Raw genomic sequence first — 22,722 nt, 5'->3', positions numbered from 1 at the left:
TTCTAATACATTTTAGAAAAGTTTTGCAAACAACACAAACTAAAAACTGCTTTTTTAGCAGTTTTTAGTTTGTGTTTATTTTACAATTTCTTCTCTATAGTCGCACTTTTCGTTTGAACAGATGACTTGTTTGCCACCACCACGGATTTTTTTCTCAATGAGAAAATCACCGGATTTGGGGCAGATACGCCCTACAGGTTTATCCCAAGAAGTGAATTCGCACTCTGGGTAGCGATTACAACCATAAAAAATACGATTGCGCTTAGTTTTGCGCTCAATGACTTGTCCTTTAAGGCACAATGGACAAGTCACACCAATTTCTTTGGTGATAGCTTTGGTATTGCGACACTCTGGAAAGTTACTACAAGCATAAAACTTACCGTAGCGTCCTAGTTTGATAACCATAGGTGAACCACAAACATCGCAGTCAAATCCTGCAGGTTCGTCTTTAATTTGAATTTTTTCTATCTCACTTTCTGCTTTCATAAGTTCTTTTTCAAAAGGCTTATAAAAGCGATCAATAACGTGTTGCCATTCTTCTTTGCCTATTTCAATTTCATCTAGTTTGTTTTCCAGTTCTGCTGTAAATGCTACATCAACAATATCTGGGAAAAATGCAACAATCAAGCTATTGACAATCATACCAAGCTCAGTCGGTTCAAAACGTTTAGCAGACAAGGTAACATAGTACCGTTTTTGAATCGTCTCAAGAGTCGGTGCATAGGTGGATGGACGACCAACTCCGTTTTCCTCAAGCGTCTTAATCAGTGTCGCTTCAGAATATCTAGCCGGTGGCTGGGTAAAATGTTGCTCTGGCTGAACAGTGATTTTCTTGACAGTATCTCCTTCTTTCATTTCAGGAAGCATTTTATTTTTATCAGAGTCATTATAGACTGCTAAATAGCCGTCAAATTTGATTTTACTACCATTAGCTGTGAAAACAACTCCATTTTGTGATAAGGTGACTTTCATCGTATCAAAAATAGCTGTTGTCATCTGACTGGCGACAAACCGATTCCAAATCAAGGTATAGAGTTTGAGCTGATCTTTGTCCAGATATTTAGCGATAGACTCAGGTGTTTGATTGACATTTGAGGGGCGAATAGCTTCATGTGCGTCTTGGGCGCTAGCACTATTTTTAATGCGACTACCGTGTTTTGAGTATTTTTCACCGTAACGCTCTGAGATAAAGTTAGCTGCATCGTTTTTAGCTAAGGGACTGATGCGTGTTGAATCAGTACGCATGTAAGTAATAAGTCCCTGAGTACCTCTTTTTCCTAAACTAATTCCTTCGTAGAGTTGCTGTGCCAGCATCATAGTCTTGCGAGTTCTAAAATTAATTTTATTGGCAGCATCCTGTTGAAGAGATGAAGTTGTATAAGGCAGTGGTGCATTTCTTCGGCGTTCTTTTTTTTCTACTTTATCAACGGTAAAGTCATTTCCTTGAATTCGTGAGAGAACTTCTTTGACATCATCGTTAGTTTTAAGTTTTTGCTTTTTACCGTCTAAGCCATAAAAAACTGCATTAAATTTGCGTGTGCCTTTTTTAAATGCACCATCAATAATCCAATATTCTTCAGGTTTAAAGGCTTTAATTTCATTTTCACGATCAATGATGAGTTTTAAAGCAACTGATTGCACGCGTCCAGCGGAAAGCCCCTTTTTGACTTTTTTCCATAGGATAGGTGAAATGGAGTATCCCACAATACGGTCAAGTACACGTCTCGCTTGTTGAGCATCAACCAAATTCATATCAATCTGACGAGGTTCAACAAAAGCATTTTTAACAGCATCCTTGGTAATTTCATTGAAGACGACACGATTTTTTTCCTTGAGATTAAGATTCAGAATATGTGCTAAATGCCAAGAAATTGCTTCTCCTTCTCGGTCTGGGTCACTTGCTAGAAAGACGCTTTTCGCTCTTTTGGCTTCTTGTTTTAAGTCGTTAATCAAAGATCCTTTACCACGGATATTGATATACTGTGGTTCATAGTTATTATCAAAATCAATAGACATACTTGACTTTTTCAAATCACGGATATGTCCAACAGAGGCTACTACTCGGTAATTGCGCCCTAAGTATTTTTCAATTGTTTTAGCCTTTGCAGGAGATTCAACGATAACTAAATTTTTTTTCGTCGTTGCTTTTTTCCTTTTCGTTTTGGTTGCTGTTGCCATACAGATTATAATTACACTTTCTCATTTGTTTAAACTGTCTGTATCATATCTTACTTTTACTAAGCTGTCAATAAAAAACTTTTTAGTTGCTATAGGAAAAACACTAAGTTGACGGATATTCTAAAAGAACATCAGAGCCTGATGTAATGCATTTTGCACCTTCTTGAATGAGATGGTGGCAACCATCTGAAATACCATCTAAGATATTACCAGGAATAGCAAAAACATCACGTCCTTCCTCAAGTGCACATTCACAAGTGATAAGACTACCTGAGCGAATACGTGCCTCACAAACGATAATGCCTTGACAAAGCCCAGCGATGATACGATTACGCTCAGGAAAGTGGTATTTGAGAGGTTGGCTTGTTGATTCATATTCAGATAAGATGAGATGATTCTTAGCTAGATAGTCTTGGAGTTTTTGGTTTTCTTTGGGATAGTAGACATCTAAACCACATCCGATAATGGCTATAGTTGAACCACCATTTTTGATGCTTGTCATATGTGCACTCGTATCAATCCCACGTGCTAAACCGCTAACAATGACGAAGTGATTGTTCAGTTCTTGAATAATTTTTTGCACAGACTTGACACCGATTGCACTTGCTTTTCTAGCACCTACTACAGCTATTTTAGGTTTTTTTAGTAATTCAAGATTACCTTTATAAAATAGCAAAACAGGCGAATTATAGATTTTTTTAAGAGCTAGAGGATATTCTTTGTCTAAGATAGAAAAAGAAGGAAATTGGCTAAACTGTTCACGTAGCAACTTCGTATCAAGAGAGTGATAGTTTTCCATGAAAGCAATAGGATTTTTACATTTTGATACCACTGCCATATCACGCAGACTAAGTGACTTTCCGATACGTTCTTGATAATCAAGGATATTGAGGATATTTAGATTGGTGAGACCTGCTTTTTTTAACTTAAATAATTCAAAATTGTTCATGTGATTACCTCCACCTGTTTATCCGTATTTTACTAGCAAAATAAAAAGTATGAGCCATTGGCTTATACTTTAGGTAATTCTAGGTATTTGATAATTCGAGCTGGATTACCCGCTAAGACAACATTATCACCAAAAGATTTGGTAACAACACTGCTAGCTCCCACAACAACGTTATCACCTAGTGTCACACCAGGTAAGATAGTTACTCCACTTGCTAACCAAACATTATTTCCAATAGTAATCGGAGCGCCATATTCCAAACCTAAAATACGTTTTTTAGCATCTAATGGATGGAGTGGCGTTAGCAGTTGACAATTTGGACCAATCATCGCATTATCACCGATACGAATCTCACAAACATCTAAGAAAGTTTGATTAAAATTAGCGTAAAAATTCTCCCCTACATGAATGTTATTACCATAATCGCAGACAAATCCAGTCTCCATGAAAATGTGTTCACCAGTGGTACCGAACAAATTTTTTAGCATATTTGAACGTTTCTTTTCATCTTGTTCAACATTAAAAGTCATCAGTTTCTGTCTTGTTTCTAGGCGTTGCCTTTTTAATTCTGTATCGCTAGCATCATAGAGCTGACCAGCTAGCATCTTATCACGTTCTGTTTTTACCATGCTATCTTTCCTCCTTTAATGCTGTCCTATATTTTCAATGATAATAAGGCTGATATACAGGAGAGTATAGAGGCTGATGAGTATGATATGGCGCTTTTTGGTCATCACCATATAGCCGATAAACTCTCGAATAAAAGCGTTTAAACTGAAATAAAATTTACTTTTAGCTCCATATCCGATACATTTAAAACCTTGGCTTTTGGCTAATAGCAGAGCTCTAAAGACGTGATAGTAATTCGTTACTAATGCAAATTGACTATTTTTTGCCATCAGTTCTTGTGAGAAGGAAATATTTTCATAGGTGTTTTTAGAACGGTTTTCTAGGATAATATTTTGCTTAGAAACGCCTTGTCGTATAGCGTAGTTTGCCATGGCTTGTGCTTCTGAGATAGCCTCATCTGGACCTTGTCCGCCAGAGACGATTAATTGACTGTCAGAGTGCTTTCTCAAGAGAGCAATACCTTTGTCCAAACGACTAGCTAAAAGCGGAGTCACTTCTTCGCCTACCAAACCAGCACCTAATACGACAATATAATCAAGATGGCGTTTTCCAATATTGATGACATTTAAAAAACTTGCTAGAGTGTAGAGTGCGACCTGCAAAAAGAGGTAGCTGACAATTCCTCCAAGATAAACGTATAGGATATGGATAAAAGCAGACGATCGAAAACTGGTAATAATGACGGGCAAGATAAAGAGATAAATCAAGATGCCAAGACCAAGTCCAAGCGATAGAAAATTAGTCATCTTTATTCCCTCGCGTCGAAGAAGCTTGCTACCGTTATAGAGACATACAACGATGAAAAGGAGTGGACCAGAAAAGGTGAGGAGAAAGACCAGAAAGGCAAGAATAGCCAGTATCATGTAGAGTATCGGATGATTTTCAAAGGAATAAAGAGATAATAAAAGGAATAATAAGCCAAATAAAAGACCTATAAAAGCAACACCAATCCAGAGATTACGCCTTTCTATTTTATAGCTAATCAAAAAGGTAAGTAACATTATGACAAAGATAATCATAAATTTTCCTCCCTCAACAGAGATTTGATAGGTTCAAAGGTCTTACGGTGGATGGGGGTGATGCCTATTTTTCTTAATCTTTCAAGGTGCAATGCTGTACCGTATCCAGCGTTACGAGCAAAGTCGTACCCTGGATAGTGCTTATCATAATTGGTCATTATGGCATCTCGTGTTACCTTGGCAACAATAGAAGCAGCTGCAATCGATAGAGAATTAGCATCTCCTTTGATAATAGATGTCTGTCCTATGTTATTATCCAGCGTCATAGCGTCAATCAACAGATGTTCTGGTGTTATTCTCATCTGATCGATGGCCTCTTGCATAGCGAGCTTAGTCGCCTGATAGATATTAACTGTATCAATGGCTGTATTGTCTTTAACGCCAATGCCAATGCCAATAGCTTTATCACAAATAGTTTGATAAAGCGCTTGATGTTTTCGCTTTGGAATTTTCTTAGAATCGTTGAGTCCGGCTATTTTGCAGTTTTGGGGCAATATCACTGCCGCTGCGACAACAGGACCTGCAAGCGGTCCTCTGCCCACTTCGTCAATACCTGCAATGAGTGTTTTTCCCTCTTGATAAAGCCCCCTTTCATATCGCAACATCTGTTCCAAACGTTCTTCTTCACGAAGCATCTTTTGAATAGCTTTTTGCCGTTGTCTAATCGCTGTCTTGACACCAGTACGACTATCAAGTAAATACTCCTGCCATCTAGGGTCATCAAGGCTAGTAAGGCGTGATAATTGTTCCTTTATCTCCTTAATAGTTGCCATCTGAATCTCCTAGAATATCAAGAGTATAACGTCCTAGCTTACCATCACGAACTTCTTTGACAAAAAGTGCATAAAAGCGGCCATAATCATCATGAAAGCCAAACTGTTCAGTGAGTGTCATAATCATCTCAGGAGTACTTTCATCGAGATTAGTCATCTTGAAGCGCTCTTTTAACCTATCTGGATAGTACTTTTTGAAATAGTTCAGTCCAAAAATAGTCACCTCATCCATAGGTAGAAGGTTATCCTTAATCGCACCTGTCAGAGCCAATTTTAAAGCAACGACTTCATCTTCAAACTTGGGCCAAAGAATTCCTGGGGTGTCTAAAATTTCCAAATCCTTATTAGACTTGAGCCACTGCTGTCCTTTTGTCACTCCCGGTTTATTGCCAACCACAGCAATTTTTTTCCCTGCTAAACGGTTCATGAGAGTTGATTTACCTGCATTAGGAATACCAATAATCATCGTTCGCAAGCTTTCAATCTGGATCCCCCGCTCCTTCTGGCGGGCAATCTTTTCTGCCATTAATTTCTTGGCTGCCTCAGTTACTTTTTTGACGGTAGATTGCTCCTTGGAATTGATGGTCAAGGTCGGAATACCTTGATTTTCAAAACATTCCCTCCACTCCTTGGTCAAGACAGGGTCTGCCAAGTCTGCTTTATTCAAAATTAAAAGCTTGGGCTTGTCTCCCACAATCTTAGTCAACATCGGATTTTGACTAGACAAGGGGAGCCTTGCGTCCACCAAAATCGTTACAAAATCCACGAATTTAATATTTTCCTGCACTTGCCGCCTAGCTTTCGACATGTGACCTGGAAACCACTGAATAGTAGCCATTACGTATAAATCCTTTCGTATCAAGAGTTTGAAGGTTTCAAACCTGCTTTTTTCGGCGATTTACCAAGAATTCACCATAATATCTGTTTTTTTACCAAACAAACTCATACCCAATAACTTTCTGTTTACTTTCTCTAATGCATATTATATCAAAATCTTTATAATACTTTAAAATATCTTTTTTTAATTTAGGTAAGATATTGGCTGTAATATGTCTTGGCGTGTATGTTTGTTTAACGCCAATAGTTTGTCTAAAATAGTCTAAAGACATCACGATTCTTTTTTCATCAATATTCTTTTCAATTATATCATTTATTGCTTTAGAATATTGATATGACCAATGTTTTAAATCCGAAAAATGAAATTCTTCAACTTTCAAGTCGTGATATTGTAAAGCTTTATCGATTCGAACAACTCCTGTTTCTGGATTAAAATCAGCTTCTGTAAAGGCAACTTCTCCAATCCTTAGACCAGAAAAGAGCAGAACAATTGCTAAATCATAGTAGTTTGGGTTTCGTCTCCTACTTAAGCAATCAAAAAAAGCTAACAATTCATGTATTTCTAGAAATTTAGCTTCTCTCCTTTTTTAGTTTTGATAGTTCTGTAGTACATATTTGACCTCTTTCTATTTTAAAAAGAAAATCAAAAATATACCTGTGTTAATAAATAACCTTCTTCTATTATATCACGATTTTTTTATTTTGAACGACGTTCTTTCCATTTCAGAAATTCTTCGAATCCTTCTAAATTAATAAAAACTAGTTTATATGTAGGATTAATAATATATTCTCTAAATTGTTTCGTCTCCCTCATTTCTCCAATCCATCGATTTAATGTATATTTATTGAGACCTTCCCAACGTTTTACAACACTTTTCTTATCGCTTCATTCAGCAATACTATTTTCAGCAGGGACATATTTTATTATCATATCAATTATTTTATTCTGCTCCTATTCAGTTTATTCCTAAGTGGGTTCGACTAGTGAAATCGATCATAGGAATTTCACCCGCTGTCCTTTACGCTGGCAGCCTGAACGTGCAGAAGTATCATTATCATTTATTTGTATCACGGCAAATAGAGGACTACTCTACTATTAGCTGACGGATTTCCGCTCATCTCCTCGCGCGCTGAATGCGTAAAGGAGATGAGCGGCAACTTGTTTTTGAGTCAGAACATGATTTCTCTCAAATCTCTTAAACGCTGATACATCATACCTTCTCCTAAAGATAGCATAAATGGGGCAGAACACAGCCTCGTCAGGTTAGGATTCTTTGCTAAGGGAAGCCACTACAAGTATAAATATTCTAACTGTCGACCTTTTCTCATTAATACGTCTCAATCTTGTATATAAATGTTTCCAAGCGAGAAGGGATTACCTAAAGAAGGATTTATCGTTCATACTACCAAGATTCACAATAAATATACTAGAGTATGATTTTGAGAATTATCTAAAAAGAAAAGAAGACATCAAAAGAGAGCTTGTCAATGATGCTCATTTCACAACTATTGAACAAGCTCAGCTTGAAACTTTTAATATAATAAGACTTACTATAGTCTCAAACATTTGCATTCCGCTTTATGATACTAACTAGCCTTACTATCCCATTCGTTTAAGTTATTGTCAAGCAATTCATAAGATTGGAATAAAAAACGACAAAGTTCGCACTCAACAAAATGAGAATAGCTCTTTTATCTAAAATAAACTCACAACCATTGTCCAATACTCATCAAACCGATTCCAAGTCCTTTATTCTTAAATTCATGACTAGTAATTGTCATATAGAGCAACTTTACACTATCTGATAACTTTTGATTAATTGCTAAAGGACGAAGGGAAAATTCCAAATCAGCTACAATTCGTGGAAAATAAGAACTATTTTTTTCTAAATCGCTTTTAGCTTTTTGTAAAATTACCCTTATAAGTGATCAACCTTTATACTAACATCATTATGGACGAGGAATCCACGGTCCATAATTTATTCAGCCTTTAACAACTGTGTCAACAGTTGCTTGAACATTTCCCTTGGTAACAACATAACGCCATTGATAAGTCTTAATCTTGACAACCATATCCATTTGCTCCATATAAAACAGGTCTACAAACGCCACCCTCAACAGTAGCTAATACGTCAATATTTAGACTTTCAAAGTTTTTAATAGTATTCATTACTGTTCTCTCCTTTTTGATTTTTACCTTAAGCTATTTCTTAAGATAAGTATAGCACAGGCTTTCTATCATTTTAACGTTTTGCCTAAAATGCCATAATTAGGTCTTGATTGACACTTTTTATTCCAACACTAAACTGGAAGCTACCAATAAACCAATCATTTTCACATACAAACTATTAGCGAGGAAAATCAGATGAATGAGACAAGCTTTTTGAAGTTCCTGTTTATGTAAGAGCATACTAGTTCCTTTCATACTATAAAATCATTTTTAATGAACAAAACTACTATATCGCAAGCCTGTTTAGAAAGCATTCATAACATGTAAAATAGTTGTAAAATCTTTTTATCTGTTTTTCTTCCTTTTCTGTCATATCTTTTTGCATCTATTTATGCTAAACTAATAAGTAAATGATATTGTGAGGGCAACGATGAAAAAGATATTGAAAATATTGTTGGTTCTGCTAACCCTTTTCTTTCTGCTTGTAGGAACTTATGGGGCTTATTTGATTTTTGATTACCGCCGTATCCCAGATAAGAAAACACTTACAGTTATGAAAAAGGCAACAAAAACTTCTCTTACAACCCATCATAATTACCGTATCTCAACTTATAATATCGGCTTTGGTGCTTACTTGCCAGATTTTTCTTTTTTTATGGATGGTGGTAAATCCTCTTGGGCAAAGAGTGAAAATAGTGTCCAGTATGCTGTTCGTTCTGCAGCGACAACTATCAGAAAAGATAATGTGGACTTTGCTTTATTCCAAGAGGTTGATTTAAATGGAACACGCTCTTATCACGTTAATGAGGCGAACCTTCTCACCAATCAATTATCGGAATACGATCACACTTTTGCCATCAATTATCATTCTAGCTTTCTCTTTTATCCGCTGACGCAACCACATGGTAAAAACACTTCTGGTCTTGCGACTTACAGTCGCTATCCTATCATTAGCGCTTTTCGACGTTCTCTCCCCATCTCAACAAGTCTTTCCAAATATCTAGATCTTGACCGTGCCTACGCTATTCACCATATTCCTGTCAAAAATGGTAAAGATCTGGTTCTGTTCAATGTTCACCTCTCCGCTTACGGTAATAGTGGCACTATCCGTAAAGCACAACTCTCTATGTTAAAAACTGATATGAATAAAGAGTTGCATAAGGGTAATTATGTTCTTGTCGGAGGCGATTTTAATCACAATCTAAAAGCAAGAGAGAAAGAGAAAAGCACTGTCACTTGGGCGCATCCTTTTCCACGCTCTAGTTTAGGAGATAATTTTTCCTTGGCTATGGATAACTTGACTCCAAAAGAACGTACTCACCTTGCCGATAGTGCTAGAAATACTAATACTGCTTATATCAAAGGTAAAACGTACACAGTCATGCTAGATGGCTTTATTATTTCTAAAAATATAAAAGTTACTCATTTTACTACCCAAAAAACAGGCTTTGCATACTCTGATCATGAGCCTGTTATCATGGATTTTCAACTTCTTGATTAAAATAGAAAAACAAAACATTTGGGAGATTTTATGACGACAAATTCCATTCAAAACTTAAAAAAGGCCATGCGTGGCCCTATTGTTAGTATTACAGCTTATCTGACTTTGACCATCGCAAAACTCATAGCAGGTTATACCATGAACGCCGAATCTTTAGTTGCTGATGGTTTCAATAACTTGTCTGATATTTTGGGAAATACTGCTCTTCTCATTGGATTATATCTAGCTAGTCAACCAGCAGATAATGACCACCGATTTGGGCACTGGAAATTTGAAGATTTAGCAAGTCTTAGCACGTCTTTTATTATGTTTGTCGTAGGTTTTCAGCTACTCTTTCAAACGATCCAAAAGATGATACAGCATACAGAAACGCAGGTTGATTTACTTGGTGCTTGGGTAGGAGTATTTTCTGCAGTTGTTATGCTTGGCGTCTACGCTTATAACAGGCACCTTTCTCATAAAGTAAAATCTAGCGCCCTAGTTGCTGCTTCAAAGGATAATCTCTCGGATGCTGTGACCTCACTAGGGACTTCACTCGCAATCGCAGCAGCTTCTCTACATCTGACCATTATCGACCGCTTAGCGGCTATTATCATTACTTGCTTTATCCTAAAAACTGCCTATGATATTTTTAGAGAAAGTGCTTTTAGTTTATCTGATGGTTTTGATGAGAAACAACTCAAAGCTTATGAAAAAGCTATCCTTGAAATTCCCAAAATCTCGGCTGTCAAGTCACAACGTGGCAGAAACTACGGTAGTAATATTTATCTCGATATCGTCCTTGAGATGAATCCTGATCTCTCTGTATATGAGAGCCACGCCATCACTGAACAAGTCGAAAAGATGCTCAGCCAACGCTTTTCTGTCTACGATATTGATATTCATGTTGAACCTGCCACTATACCTGAGGATGAAATTTTTGGTAATGTGACTCGCAAGCTTTTTCGCAATGAAAAAATAATTCTCTCCAAAATCCCAGACTATAAAAATTATATTGCACAAGATTTCATCATGATTGATGAGAAAGGTGATTTTCATACCAGAGAGGATTTTTTTGAAAAAGAAATCTTTCATCCTTGCAACTTTACTGATTTTACTATCCAATCTATTAGCCAAAAAACAAAGCTCATTACCTATGCTTTAGATGGTGCGCATCACGCTAGTCTTTGGCGACGACATGAAAAATGGTTTCTAATCTTTCACCAGATTACCCCTAAGAAATAACAAAAAAGCGAGTATTCATTCGCTTTTTAACGTTTTATCTCATCGGTTGCAACGTTTTCGCCGAACCATTTATCTGAAATTTTTTGAAAATCACCTGATTGGTAAAGTTTCCGTAGAGCAACATTAACTTTTTTGATTAAAATTTTATCTGCTTTGCGTGCACCTACTGCAAAGTTCTCACTCTCAAATGAACCAGTGATAATATTGTAATTGTCCAATTCTCCCTCTTGCTTGAGGTAGTAGTTAGCGTAAACACGATCAATCAAAAGTCCATCAATACGTTCATTCTTTAGATCAATAAGAGCTTGCGTAAATGTCTCGTATTGTGTTGCATCGTTGCCTTTGACAAGGTTCTTAAGCACCTTGGGCTGATCATTAAAAGCAGCGTATCCTGACGAACCAGATTGTGCGCCAAGTATTTTTCCTTTCATCCCCTCAAAACTTGTAATACCAGATGATTTTTTAGTGACCAATACTTGTTCATTTTTCATATAAGGGAGAGTAAAACTCACCTTTTTAAGGCGCTCATCTGTCACAGAGTAACCATTCCAAATCATATCAATTTTTCCATTAGTTAACTCTGTTTCTTTCAAATCCCAGTTAATTGGTTGCCATTTAACATGAATACCATATTGTTTGAAAACAGCATTGGCTAAATCAATATCAAAACCTACATTTTTTCCTTTTTTGTCCTTATATCCCATGGGAACAAAGGTATTGTCAAACCCAATGGTGATTGTTTTTTTTGACTGATAAGTATCCCATCTATCTTTTTTGGTATTGCTACTTGAAGAACACGCTATTAGCGATACCAAACCCAAAAACATCACAAAACCTACTAGCCATTTTTTGAAAGCCATTACAAAACCTCCGTTTTCTTATTTAGGATTGATTTTTATCATAACATCGGAAATATTTTCAGCAAATTGTAAATCATGAGTTACAACCACTTGAGTCATTCCCGCTTTGCGATTTTGCAAAATCAAATGCTCCACTTCCTGACGAAGCTCAGGATCAAGAGCGCTCGTTGGTTCATCGTAGCCAATAATTTGTGGGTCAATCATCATTGCACGAGCAAGGGCAACACGTTGTTTTTGCCCACCAGACAACGAATAAGGATAGGCATTTGCATGCTCACCAAGACCTAGACGCTCAAGAAGTTCTGTCGCTTTTTGAATAGCCTCTTCTTTGGGTATGCCAATCGTTTTCATAGGAGATAGGACGAGATTATCCATGACAGAAAGATGTGGAAAGAGTTGAAAATCTTGAAAAACAAATCCAAGTAAGTTTAACTTTTCTAGTTCTTTAACAGGAATAGATTGACCGTTGTAAACTACCTCTCCAGAATCTACAGTTTCTAAACCGGCCAACATACGTAATAACGTCGTTTTACCACCACCAGATGGACCAACTAGTGATACAATCTTGCCATCGTTAATTTGAAGGCTAAAATCTGTAAAAATCACTTTTTGTCCAAAACGTTTAGAAATATTTTTTAATTCTAACATTTGGCCTCCTTATTTATAGTAATCAAATTTCTTTTCAACTTGTTTTGAAAAGAGGGTAACAAGTCCAATCATAATGAGATAAATCGCTCCTGCAACAAACATTGGGGTAAGACTGGCATCACGGTTAGCTGCTGTTTTACTTGCAAGCAAAAGATCACCAACACCAATCACATAAACAAGCGATGTATCTTTCACCAGAGTAATGACTTCGTTAAATACGCTAGGCAATACTATTTTTATAACTTGCGGTAAAATAATATAGCGCACTGTTTGCACAGGTGTAAATTTCAATACTTTAGCCGCTTCGTATTGTCCTTTAGGGATAGAGGCAATTCCACCTCGGAAAATCTCTGCAAAATAGGCTGCATAATTAAGCGTAAAGGCAATAATCGCTGCTGGCATACGATCGACACTAACTCCAACACTCGGTAAAACATAGTAAATAAAGATTAACTGCAAGAGCAATGGAGTACCACGCATAATCCAAATGTAGATCGTCAGTAAATAACGTAACAGCTTAAAAGGAATTTGCATCAAAAAAGCGAACAACGCTCCTAGAGGAACAGACAAAATCAATACGACGAAAAAGACTTGTAACGAAACGACAGCACCATCTAAAAGACTAGGTAAAACCTGTGAAATGTAAGACATAACCCTTCCTTTAAACTAAATAATCTCCTTTATTGTATCAAAAATTCAGGTATTTGTGTATGTTTATTTAAAAAATATTTTGATAAAATAACAAAAGACTAGTCCAAGACCAGTCTTTTTAGGATAATTTTTTGACAAATTCTGATTTAAGTTCCATGACACCGAATCCATCAATCTTACAGTCGATATTGTGGTCACCCTAACAATATATATATATATTGTTTTTTTTTTTTTTTTTGATGCGCGTGCCTTGTTTGTTGTCTTTGGGTGCTTCCTTTGACTTTTAAGTCTTTGATAACAGTATCGCCATCCATGAGACGTGTACCGTTGCTATCCAAAACAATAAGTTCCTCTTCCGCTATTTCTTCTGGATTCTGCTCATAGGAACATTCTGGGCAAACCAAAAGTATACCATCTTCATAGATATATTCTGAGCTGCATTTTGGACAATTTGGTAAAGGCACAAATTCATCTTATGATTTATTCAACAGTGACAGCTTTAGCAAGATTGCGTGGTTTATCAACATCAAGACCACGCTGCAAGGATGCATAATAAGCAATCAACTGCGTTGGAACAACCATCGCAATGGCACTTAAGAACGGATGAACTTTATTGACAAGAATATCATCACCTTCACGCTCTAACCCCTCTTCGACGATTGTCAAAGCATTAGCGCCACGAGCGACAACTTCTTGGATATTACCACGTGTATGAGCCGATACAGCTTTGTTAGAAGACAATAAAGCAATAACTGGTGTATTATCTTCAATCAGTGATATAGTACCGTGCTTTAGCTCTCCTGCAGCAAATCCCTCACATTGAATGTAGGAAATTTCCTTTAATTTTAATGCTGCTTCCATCGTGACATAATAATCTGAACCACGTCCAATATAAAATGCATTACGTGTTGTGGATAAAAGTTTCTCAACTTTGTTTGCAATAAGCTCTTTTTCTGAGAGAGTCGCTTCAATAGCTTGAGCAACAATGGAAAGCTCATGTACCAAGTCAAATGCTTTAGCAACTGGATTGTTACTTGCTTCACCAACCGCTTTTGCTAGAAAAGCAAGTGTCGCAATCTGAGCGGTGTAGGCTTTTGTAGAAGCAACGGCAATTTCTGGTCCAGCATGGAGCAACATAGTATGTGTTGCTTCACGAGATAAAGTAGACCCTGGAACATTTGTGATAGTTAGGCTAGGAATACCCATTTGATTTGCTTTTACCAACACTTGGCGACTGTCAGCTGTTTCACCTGATTGACTAATAAAGATAAAAAGCGGTTTTTTGCTCAAAATAGGTGTATAGTAACCCCATTCAGAGGCAATTCCTAGCTCAACAGGTGTATCTGTCAACGCTTCTAAGAAATTCTTTGCTGCAAAGCCAGCATGATAAGACGTTCCAGCTGCAATGATATAAAGGCAATCTGCTTCTTGCACAGCTTTGATAATGGCCGCATCAACAGTCACATTGCCACTATCGTCAGCGTAAGTTGAGATAAGTTTACGCATCACAGTTGGTTGTTCATCAATTTCTTTCAACATATAAAAAGGGTAAGTTCCTTTTCCAATATCTGACAAATCTAGTTCTGCTGTGTAGCTATCACGCTCTATTTTGTTTCCGTCATAATCCATAACTTCTACGCTATCTTTCATAACAACTACCAATTCTTTGTCATGAATTTCCATATACTGGCTCGTTTCACGAATCATAGCCATAGCATCCGAACAAACCATGTTGTAACCATCGCCAAGTCCAATAAGAAGCGGTGATTTGTTTTTGGCGACATAAATAGTCTCACTGTCAGTAGTATCCATGAGAGCAAAAGCATAAGAACCTTCGATAATATGTAACGCCTTTTTGAAAGCTTCTAAAACAGACAAGCCGTCCTCTTCAACGAATTTACCAATGAGATGAACAGCAATTTCAGTATCTGTTTCTCCTTTCAAATCATGACTAGCTAAATAACTCTCTTTGATAAAGAGATAGTTTTCGATGACTCCATTGTGTACTAAGACAAATCGTCCCGTCTCTGAGGTATGCGGATGGGCATTGTCTTCGCTTGGCTTGCCGTGAGTTGCCCAGCGTGTATGACCGATACCAGCACTTCCTGACACTTTGCCCACTACTTTTTCTTCTAGTTTTGCAATTCTACCAACAGACTTCACTAGCTGAGTTTTCTCTTTATCTGCTACAAAAATACCTGCTGAATCATACCCTCGGTATTCTAATTTTTCAAGTCCTTGAAGTAAAATATCCGTTGCATTGGAATTTCCGACAACACCAACAATACCACACATAATCTTTATTGATGAGGTTAACCCCATCTCTCCTTATTCTTATTTAAAATTGGTATAGTTCTATTTCAATACCTCATTTAGTTATAATAGAAGTATATAACGTTTTATTATTCTTGTCAACCAAAAAATTGGTATAGTCTTATTACAACAAAAAAGAGATTATATTTTCTAATCTCTACTCTGTTTTAACGAAACCAAATTCATTGAATGGATAGATTTTAAAGCTAATAACACCTTTTATGTGTTTTTTTGTAATCAGCCCAAAACGACGACTATCATTGTCATTTTGACGGTTATCATTTAATACGAGATATTGTCCTTTGGGGATTGTTTCGTATTTTCCCTTGGTCAAACTACTGATAGACAAATCGGATGTGAAAGCTATTTGCTTGTCATTTGTAGATTGAAACTTAGCTTTCATACGCTCAATGTAAGGTTCTTCTTGATGAAGATTATTGATATACAGGATGTCATCCATCACTGTGACTTGTTGTCCAGGTGTCCCAATCACACGACTAATATAGTAAATCCCTTTTTCTTCATAAACGATAAAGTCCTTATACTGCGGTTCTTTATTTTTGTTAACCAGTACAATATCACCTGAAGATAAATAGGTATTTGCTGCATCATCATGTACTTTAAAACTTGAAAAGACAAAACGTTGCAATAAAAACAGCGCTAAAATAGCTATAATGACAACTATAATATTGCGAATAAAATCTCTTTTAACCATACCGTTCCCCACTTTTTAAGTATTATACCATGAAATCAAAAATAAAAAAAGAGAAGTCAGACCAAAAATCCAATTCATTTTCAGGTGTATTTTCATATTTTTAAATCCCACATCATACCAGCTAAACGGCAGTAAAATCCTTTAGAACTTGAATCACCTAAAAATGTATAATTATCTGTTTTCATATTTAAGTTTTTAGATTGTTGTGAATACTTTTAGCTACAAAGCAACTATACAAACTAGCTATTTTTAAAAGTTAGGGATCTATAACCTGTGTAATTATTTTTCATGTCTATATAAACAAGCAATAAATTATTAGTCCATGAAAAATAAATCTAATACAATGGTGACTATAATTAATTTTATTCCCACTTTTTTTCCTATCATAAAAATAGCTTATTGAGATTAATATCAAAAGGACCGATATTAATATTTTTAAAAAGTTATTAAAATAAAACAGACTAAATGAAGTTGAAAAACATAAAAATAGACTTATAAATAATGATATAACAGATACTCCAAGCTCTTTTTTATAGCCAAAATAAGCTGAAAATACTAATATAATAGAATAAGCAAAAACAATATACTTCATCGGTTCCTCCATAATTAAATAATAATTCTGATACCACTATATAAAATGTACATTAACCCAATTACAGAAGCAACAAAAAATAAATCCCATATATACGTCTTTAAGTTATTCTTATTAATTGCTTCTCTAAATTTTTCGTTATGACAGCATTTTGCAACTCTACATTTGTTTTAGATTTCGTCTTGATAATTAGTCTAACTTGTTGGCAATCTTCATAATAAGGTACCATTTTTATTTTTAAAATACTAGGCAAATATTTTGATTTAACTATCCAGTCTTCATCACTTTCTGAAGCCTTTTCTTTCAATTTTCCAATTACCCTAGTCTGAATTTCCGATATAATTTCTGGCAAGAAGCGACGCTTAATGTATTCTGTAATTGGCATTCAAATACCTCTTTGATATGTGATTTAACCTTTTATACCACAAAAGAAGTTTTTGTAAGTTTAAAAACTTACAAAAACTTCTTAACTAAAATATCTATCAACTACATCTTGTAATTTGCCTTCTTTGACAGCTGGAACAGTATCTTCCTGTACAAAATTTTTACGACTAATTGTATCGGGAAGAGTTCCAAAAATATAGTTTGTGCAAATGCGATAAATGATTTCTGTTGGTGCAAATCCAAAGACTTGATTCTCGAGGATATGTTTAATCCTAGCCTTCTCTTCAGGGAACGCACCTTTCAAACCTTCACTACGATAGAGACGTTTCACCAATTCAGTTATATAAAGACCTGACTTCATATAGGGATCTATAAACGTTTTACTTGGGTCATCAAATATACCAGGGTTCTCTCTTTCTAAGTCATCAACCATCCGTTTTACGACACGTTTTGGAGTAAAAATCTGATTTGTCTTCTGAGGTGGAATGTAATCAAAGATATCCTCTTTTGTATCTTCAAAATAGTTGGATAGTTCTACTTTCTTCCTCAAAAACTCTTGGATTGCTTCATCAAAGGTTGCCCTATCAAAAAGATGACCGTCAAAGTCTTGCCCCCCATCTCGAAGATAGCGGAACTGTCCAACACTTATTCCTGTTACTTCGATAAAAACAGACTCTGGCACATAAGTATCAAAATTATCTAAGGTCAGATTCTCATCACCATATGCCATGATAAAACTTGGTATGGTTCTTGCAAAGCCACGCAAATGCCCTCGAATTTCATCTTCAGCCCTATCTCTAACCTTTTCAACCTGTTTGGTTTCTATCTGTTCGATAAAGACTTCAGGCAATTTAGTCACAGTATTTCTCAGATTTTCTTCAAGTTTCGTATCATAGATTTGTTTGTTTTCTTCTAACTTTTTATCCAAGTCAGCTTTGAGAGCTTCTTTCTCGACCTTATCATTTGTTTGGTCAATCTTCTCTTGATAATTGTCTTGCAGGTGGGCTTCTGCAATCTTTCTCTCTGTCTCGTGACACTCGATTTGCTTCTTAATTGTCTCCTCGATTTGCTTCTCAATAGCTTCGGTTTCCTGAGTCTTAAGTCCATATTCGGCTCTAAACTCATCCACCATTACAGAAGCAATAGTTTTGGTTAATTGATTGACACTATCTTTAGAGGTATCTTTCATTTCTGAAATGACTGTTGAGACAGACTCGCCTAAACCATAGATTTTCTCTCCAAAGAGTTTCGTTTGTTGATTGATAACAATAGTTGGGTCAATGACAACCTCACCACTCTCATCAACGGTAACATCAGAGAAATCTAAAAAGTCGTTCTCTGAGGTCGTCACCTTACCATTTTCAACAACTGGTAACTGATCCAAAATGTCAAGAACGGTCTGTGTCGCTCTAAAGATTCCAGCAATATTGTCAAAGAGCAGATTTGACATAAAGCCACGTTTAAGGACTTCCTTAGCTTTAATCTGACGAGGAATGGTTAGAACAGATTTGGCATCAATTTCCACCATCTTACCTTCACGGTCTTCAGCAATTACTGGGAAGAAATTCAAGAGTTCACGAATATTGTCTTCTCGAGTTGCACTCGTTCCTCCTCCAGAAACCGTAGCTAAGGATAAGTTATTGGCAAACTCATCAAAGAGCATAAGGGTACGTTCGGGAGCAAAATCAAAGACATAAGCATTTTCCTTGCGGTAATGGTTACCCTTATCATCCGTCCAACTATATGGGTTTTGAGCACGAAAAGCAGCTTGCATGTATAGAGCTGGAGATTTGATATTCGACAACATTAAAACGGCAGACCACTCAGGAATAGTTACCCCAGTAGTCAATTGACCTACGGACAGAGTAATTGTCTTATTATCTGGTTTAATCGCTTTTCGTACTGCTTCCAATGATTTCAATTTAACACTGTCATCTTCTTCTGATATTTTTCCATCGCCAGCCGCCAAGATAATCTCGTAGTTTTCATAGATTGGGTGCTCTTCAAGCAAAGTTTTCAACGCCCTAGCTGATGCCACACGGTCTAACAGCCAGAAGGTGTGTTTTAATTCATTTCTCAGCTCCTTAGTTGAGAATGGATACTTCTCATTGGTAGACAAGGTTTCCAACCAATTTTTGACTGCCTGCTCATGGACGAAATTACCTGATTCATCGGTCGCAAAAAACTCATTAAGGTCAAAGGCATAGTCAACATTTCCACCATCCAGCTGAGCTCCATCTTCCAATTGTTCCCCAATCATATGAGACATCTGGTAAGTAAACATATTGAGTTGGGGTAAATTTTCGTAAGGATTCTCTGTTTCAGATTCCGTAGCCCAATTATGTTTTGCTTTCTGCTCATCAGCATAAGACCAGTTGAAAATTTGGCCAGCTGTGAAATCGCCTTTTGCCAAGGCTTTAAATGGTGTGCCTGATAAGTGTAGCGTAAAATTTCTCTTAATCTGCTTGAAGGCTATATCCGTCTTGAAGGTATCGACACCTTCATGAGCCTCATCAATGACCAATAAATCCCACTCTGTATCAGTAACCCACTTTAGTTTATTGTAGCTACCACCAAGGAAAATGGATCCCTTCAAATCTTGAAGACTCAAAAAGGCAATTTGCCCTAATTCATCTGTTTCGTCCAAATGCGACAGAAGATAATCCTTATAGCCTTTTCGGCTCAAGACTGGGCGGTCTTTTAAGCTATCGGATTCAGACACAAATTTATAGTTGGTTTTTTCAGCGATAAACTTATCAAAGTCATCATACCAAGAATTGGCAATAGCCGGTCGATTGGTAACAATCAGAACACTCTGAACCTTGGTACGACAAATCAAATCATAGGTCGCTAAGGTTTTACCAAAGCGGGGCTTAGCATTCCAAAGGTATTTGCCAGAAGGATTTTCAGCCATATAGGCTGCCGTCTGCAGAACTGCCTCTTCCTGCTCTTTTCTCAGAACGTAATCCTGCCCCTGACCAAGTTGATAGTCAGATACATCATGAACGACAAACTTATCGAATAATTGTTTTGACTTATCTGGATTCCCATTAAAATAGAACCATTCTGTTTTAGGGCGTCGTTTTACATCGTGAAATTTCAAAAAATTATGAAAGTCATGATCTTTGAAAGTTTTACCTTTATCAGGTTCCGCCAGATACTCAGCATTTTCTGACCAAAGGATGTCAGTCGTGACATTGGCTGTGTGCGTTTGTTCCTTTATCCTTTTCTCAACTTCACGCTCCGTGTAGCCAATTTTTATCCAACCTTCATTGTCGAGGTTTTTGGGCGTCGTGTAGGCATAAATTTTAGGTGCAATTGATTTTGATGTTTTGATTTCAACCATCAGTCCATCTCCCTTACATTGTTTTCAATAAAGGCGATTTCTTCAACCGATAATTTTTTGTACAATTGTCGGTCAATATCAGCCACTGATTGTGACCAATCAATGTCTGAATTGACCGTAAAGTCTTGGAGGGGGACTTTTGACCAAATAGGCGCAGGATTATCTTGAGTAGCCTTTAAAATACCTAGCATAACCCTTGCAAATTTAGTTTTTACATATTTTAAACATGCTTCTGCTTCATTTTTACTTGTAAAATTTCCAATAGAAATAAACGTTTGGGTATGCCCGATTAGGGGTGTAGATAAAACTTCACCAATCGCACCGCTACCATTTGATTTTGGAACAAAAACTTTATATCCCTCTATATTGTAAGGACCATTGATAAAATCTCGTCTGATGTATTTTATTGATCTTTGCTTTTTGTACAACCCTAAAATTTTCATGTATTCAAAACCATCATTTGGTTCTTCATCAAAAAATATAATATCATTCAACTTATCAAGCACATTCGAGCGTAAATCAAAGGTCTTGCTGGCAAGAGAAACTACATCAGGTCTAGTATCTCTTAATAAATTACTAAATTTGTGACTTAAAGGATTTGTAATAATTGTTGACATACTATTTTCAGCCTGTGTATCTACTTTTATAGCAATACTTCGTAGCTCATCAAACGGAATAAATAGTTTTATTGCACCAAAGTTTTTCTCCGTATCACGGTAACCCACTGCAACACCACCTTTAATATCTGTATTAGGAAAGACAAGTCCACTATTCTGCTCATAATACATTATTTTAAAGTGAGGATCCTTTAATATTTTTTTATGCCACTCTTTAGGGAGTCGCCCTCGAGAAAATAAGTATCTACTAGGTGTAATTAGACATACTTTACGTGCAACTTTAAACGATTCATCCATGAAAGCGTGATAAATTGCTGGTGCATAGCTTATATTGTCTCCTAGAGTATTATCCTGATACGGTGGGTTCCCAATGGCAACATCAAATTTCATATCTGATTCCTCGCTAGATAGGCGCTCAAAACCTATCATTTTATTTTTTTTCCAGTCCTTCAGTTTCGTTTTCTTAGGTTCCATTACTGGAATCTCTTCTTCCACTTCTCCGAATAAATCTAACTGAACAGCCTTCGGTACAGTCATCGAGTAGGGTGTGGTTTTTGCAATCCCATCCATCTGCATGACATTATAGGAGATGATAGTCGCAATCTCCATTTTCTGCTCCAAACTCGGATTTTTGTCAAAAGCTGCTCGATAATAGTCCTCAAAGCTAGCTAGGAGATTTTCTCTGGCTAAGAGAAGGCTGTCTCCTTGGTACTCATAGCCATAAGAAGCCTTATAGGCACGGACAGCTAGATTGAAAAACTCCGATTCATCTGAAACCTCTTGACTAATCCGCTGTAGCTTTCGGTCTACAAAACCAACACGGTCTGCAAGTTCTATCTCCTCGCCAGTTACTGTATCATATCGACTGACCATATAGGGTGCTTCACCACAGGTAATTTCCAGCCATTTGGTATCGACATAGGCTTCTAGTGGTAATGTACTCAGCTCATCTTCTACGAAACCATTTTGAAGTTTGACGAGCCAAGTCGGTGTAAACACTTCTGCATGAACCTTGGTTCGACCTTTTTGCTCTGCTTTTGACTTCTCTGACCGTGGTTGGATGAGATTAGCGTAAGCACCAGTAACCTTTCTTGGTGTGATACTATCTGCAACACCAAAACCTCTTCCCCAAAATTCATAGGAGTGTGTAGCCCAGACAATCGATTTATTTGTCGTTCTATCTTTTAGGAGAACCGATAACAAATCCTGTGATTCCTTAGCCAGTGCCTCTTCACTAATATCAATCCGTGCCATAGACACTCCTTTCTCAATCGGTCTCATAAACTTATTATATCACTTATATCAATTGTTATAA

Annotated in this window: 17 protein-coding genes and 3 pseudogenes; 2 read left to right on the top strand and 18 right to left on the bottom strand. The window is 36.7% G+C overall.

Features of this window, described 5'->3' with window-relative positions:
- Positions 1-75: 75 nt before the first annotated feature.
- From topA to NXS10_RS01050, 9 genes and pseudogenes are all read right to left on the bottom strand, one after another.
- Complete coding sequence (gene topA, locus NXS10_RS01090) at positions 76-2,178, bottom strand: type I DNA topoisomerase (RefSeq protein ID WP_259136721.1); 2,103 nt, start codon at positions 2,176-2,178, stop codon at positions 76-78.
- A 103-nt stretch (positions 2,179-2,281) separates the two neighbouring features.
- The gene (dprA, locus tag NXS10_RS01085) at positions 2,282-3,127 is read right to left on the bottom strand and encodes a DNA-processing protein DprA (RefSeq protein ID WP_259136719.1); all 846 of its coding nucleotides are present in this window, start codon (positions 3,125-3,127) and stop codon (positions 2,282-2,284) included.
- Between the two features lie 62 nt (positions 3,128-3,189).
- The gene (locus tag NXS10_RS01080) at positions 3,190-3,756 is read right to left on the bottom strand and encodes a sugar O-acetyltransferase (protein ID WP_259136716.1); all 567 of its coding nucleotides are present in this window, start codon (positions 3,754-3,756) and stop codon (positions 3,190-3,192) included.
- Positions 3,757-3,771: 15 nt separating this feature from the next.
- Positions 3,772-4,776 carry a YdcF family protein gene (locus NXS10_RS01075; protein ID WP_259136714.1) on the bottom strand — a complete coding sequence of 335 codons (1,005 nt, stop codon included), beginning with the start codon at positions 4,774-4,776 and terminating at the stop codon, positions 3,772-3,774.
- Complete coding sequence (gene rnhB, locus NXS10_RS01070; protein ID WP_259136711.1) at positions 4,773-5,549, bottom strand: ribonuclease HII; 777 nt, start codon at positions 5,547-5,549, stop codon at positions 4,773-4,775. The genes NXS10_RS01075 and rnhB overlap by 4 nt, the downstream gene beginning before the upstream one ends.
- On the bottom strand, positions 5,536-6,387 hold the full coding sequence (gene ylqF / locus NXS10_RS01065; protein WP_259136708.1) for a ribosome biogenesis GTPase YlqF: 852 nt from the start codon (positions 6,385-6,387) through the stop codon (positions 5,536-5,538). Before ylqF ends, rnhB begins: the two co-directional genes overlap by 14 nt.
- 91 nt (positions 6,388-6,478) lie before the next feature.
- A pseudogene (locus NXS10_RS01060) lies at positions 6,479-6,973 on the bottom strand (site-specific integrase); the annotation flags it as partial.
- A gap of 110 nt (positions 6,974-7,083) precedes the next feature.
- A pseudogene (locus tag NXS10_RS01055) lies at positions 7,084-7,317 on the bottom strand (DNA-binding protein).
- 776 nt (positions 7,318-8,093) lie between these two features.
- Positions 8,094-8,300, bottom strand: coding sequence for a bacteriocin immunity family protein (locus NXS10_RS01050; protein WP_259137321.1), 207 nt, complete (start codon positions 8,298-8,300; stop codon positions 8,094-8,096).
- A gap of 686 nt (positions 8,301-8,986) precedes the next feature.
- On the opposite strand from NXS10_RS01050, the gene NXS10_RS01045 reads away from it, so the two are divergent.
- Together NXS10_RS01045 and NXS10_RS01040 are read left to right on the top strand one after the other, a co-directional pair.
- On the top strand, positions 8,987-10,057 hold the full coding sequence (locus tag NXS10_RS01045) for an endonuclease/exonuclease/phosphatase family protein (protein ID WP_259136704.1): 1,071 nt from the start codon (positions 8,987-8,989) through the stop codon (positions 10,055-10,057).
- A 30-nt stretch (positions 10,058-10,087) separates the two neighbouring features.
- On the top strand, positions 10,088-11,281 hold the full coding sequence (locus NXS10_RS01040) for a cation diffusion facilitator family transporter (protein WP_259136703.1): 1,194 nt from the start codon (positions 10,088-10,090) through the stop codon (positions 11,279-11,281).
- Positions 11,282-11,307: 26 nt separating this feature from the next.
- Here the strand turns inward: NXS10_RS01040 and NXS10_RS01035 are convergent, their stop codons facing one another.
- The 9 genes and pseudogenes from NXS10_RS01035 to NXS10_RS00995 form a co-directional block, all read right to left on the bottom strand.
- The gene (locus NXS10_RS01035; RefSeq protein ID WP_259136702.1) at positions 11,308-12,141 is read right to left on the bottom strand and encodes an amino acid ABC transporter substrate-binding protein; all 834 of its coding nucleotides are present in this window, start codon (positions 12,139-12,141) and stop codon (positions 11,308-11,310) included.
- Positions 12,142-12,159: 18 nt separating this feature from the next.
- A complete protein-coding gene (locus NXS10_RS01030; RefSeq protein WP_259136700.1) occupies positions 12,160-12,789 on the bottom strand; it encodes an amino acid ABC transporter ATP-binding protein in 630 nt (209 codons plus the stop codon).
- Between the two features lie 9 nt (positions 12,790-12,798).
- Complete coding sequence (locus NXS10_RS01025; protein ID WP_259136699.1) at positions 12,799-13,440, bottom strand: amino acid ABC transporter permease; 642 nt, start codon at positions 13,438-13,440, stop codon at positions 12,799-12,801.
- 118 nt (positions 13,441-13,558) lie between these two features.
- Positions 13,559-13,904: pseudogene (locus NXS10_RS01020) on the bottom strand (zinc ribbon domain-containing protein YjdM).
- Between the two features lie 16 nt (positions 13,905-13,920).
- The gene (gene glmS / locus NXS10_RS01015; RefSeq protein WP_259137319.1) at positions 13,921-15,735 is read right to left on the bottom strand and encodes a glutamine--fructose-6-phosphate transaminase (isomerizing); all 1,815 of its coding nucleotides are present in this window, start codon (positions 15,733-15,735) and stop codon (positions 13,921-13,923) included.
- Positions 15,736-15,910: 175 nt separating this feature from the next.
- Positions 15,911-16,468 (bottom strand): signal peptidase I, encoded by a 558-nt coding sequence (gene lepB, locus NXS10_RS01010; RefSeq protein WP_259136697.1) that lies wholly within the window; start codon positions 16,466-16,468, stop codon positions 15,911-15,913.
- A gap of 692 nt (positions 16,469-17,160) precedes the next feature.
- Positions 17,161-17,445 carry a hypothetical protein gene (locus NXS10_RS01005; protein ID WP_259136695.1) on the bottom strand — a complete coding sequence of 95 codons (285 nt, stop codon included), beginning with the start codon at positions 17,443-17,445 and terminating at the stop codon, positions 17,161-17,163.
- 81 nt (positions 17,446-17,526) lie between these two features.
- The gene (locus tag NXS10_RS01000) at positions 17,527-20,793 is read right to left on the bottom strand and encodes a DEAD/DEAH box helicase family protein (RefSeq protein ID WP_259137316.1); all 3,267 of its coding nucleotides are present in this window, start codon (positions 20,791-20,793) and stop codon (positions 17,527-17,529) included.
- The gene (locus NXS10_RS00995; protein WP_259136693.1) at positions 20,790-22,661 is read right to left on the bottom strand and encodes an Eco57I restriction-modification methylase domain-containing protein; all 1,872 of its coding nucleotides are present in this window, start codon (positions 22,659-22,661) and stop codon (positions 20,790-20,792) included. Before NXS10_RS00995 ends, NXS10_RS01000 begins: the two co-directional genes overlap by 4 nt.
- Positions 22,662-22,722 lie beyond the last annotated feature (61 nt).

It is taken from the genome of Streptococcus sciuri (assembly GCF_024814375.1).
GTDB lineage: Bacteria > Bacillota > Bacilli > Lactobacillales > Streptococcaceae > Streptococcus > Streptococcus sciuri.
The sequence above is the reverse complement of the archived record's forward strand: the minus strand, read 5'-3'. Positions and strand labels throughout refer to the sequence as shown.

Coding starts and splice junctions, on each gene's coding strand:
- topA (WP_259136721.1), bottom strand. CDS start 2,178: ATGGCAACAGCAACCAAAACGAAAAGGAAAAAAGCAACGACGAAAAAA.
- dprA (WP_259136719.1), bottom strand. CDS start 3,127: ATGAACAATTTTGAATTATTTAAGTTAAAAAAAGCAGGTCTCACCAAT.
- NXS10_RS01080 (WP_259136716.1), bottom strand. CDS start 3,756: ATGGTAAAAACAGAACGTGATAAGATGCTAGCTGGTCAGCTCTATGAT.
- NXS10_RS01075 (WP_259136714.1), bottom strand. CDS start 4,776: ATGATTATCTTTGTCATAATGTTACTTACCTTTTTGATTAGCTATAAA.
- rnhB (WP_259136711.1), bottom strand. CDS start 5,549: ATGGCAACTATTAAGGAGATAAAGGAACAATTATCACGCCTTACTAGC.
- ylqF (WP_259136708.1), bottom strand. CDS start 6,387: ATGGCTACTATTCAGTGGTTTCCAGGTCACATGTCGAAAGCTAGGCGG.
- NXS10_RS01045 (WP_259136704.1), top strand. CDS start 8,987: ATGAAAAAGATATTGAAAATATTGTTGGTTCTGCTAACCCTTTTCTTT.
- NXS10_RS01040 (WP_259136703.1), top strand. CDS start 10,088: ATGACGACAAATTCCATTCAAAACTTAAAAAAGGCCATGCGTGGCCCT.
- NXS10_RS01035 (WP_259136702.1), bottom strand. CDS start 12,141: ATGGCTTTCAAAAAATGGCTAGTAGGTTTTGTGATGTTTTTGGGTTTG.
- NXS10_RS01030 (WP_259136700.1), bottom strand. CDS start 12,789: ATGTTAGAATTAAAAAATATTTCTAAACGTTTTGGACAAAAAGTGATT.
- NXS10_RS01025 (WP_259136699.1), bottom strand. CDS start 13,440: ATGTCTTACATTTCACAGGTTTTACCTAGTCTTTTAGATGGTGCTGTC.
- glmS (WP_259137319.1), bottom strand. CDS start 15,735: ATGTGTGGTATTGTTGGTGTTGTCGGAAATTCCAATGCAACGGATATT.
- lepB (WP_259136697.1), bottom strand. CDS start 16,468: ATGGTTAAAAGAGATTTTATTCGCAATATTATAGTTGTCATTATAGCT.
- NXS10_RS01005 (WP_259136695.1), bottom strand. CDS start 17,445: ATGCCAATTACAGAATACATTAAGCGTCGCTTCTTGCCAGAAATTATA.
- NXS10_RS00995 (WP_259136693.1), bottom strand. CDS start 22,661: ATGGCACGGATTGATATTAGTGAAGAGGCACTGGCTAAGGAATCACAG.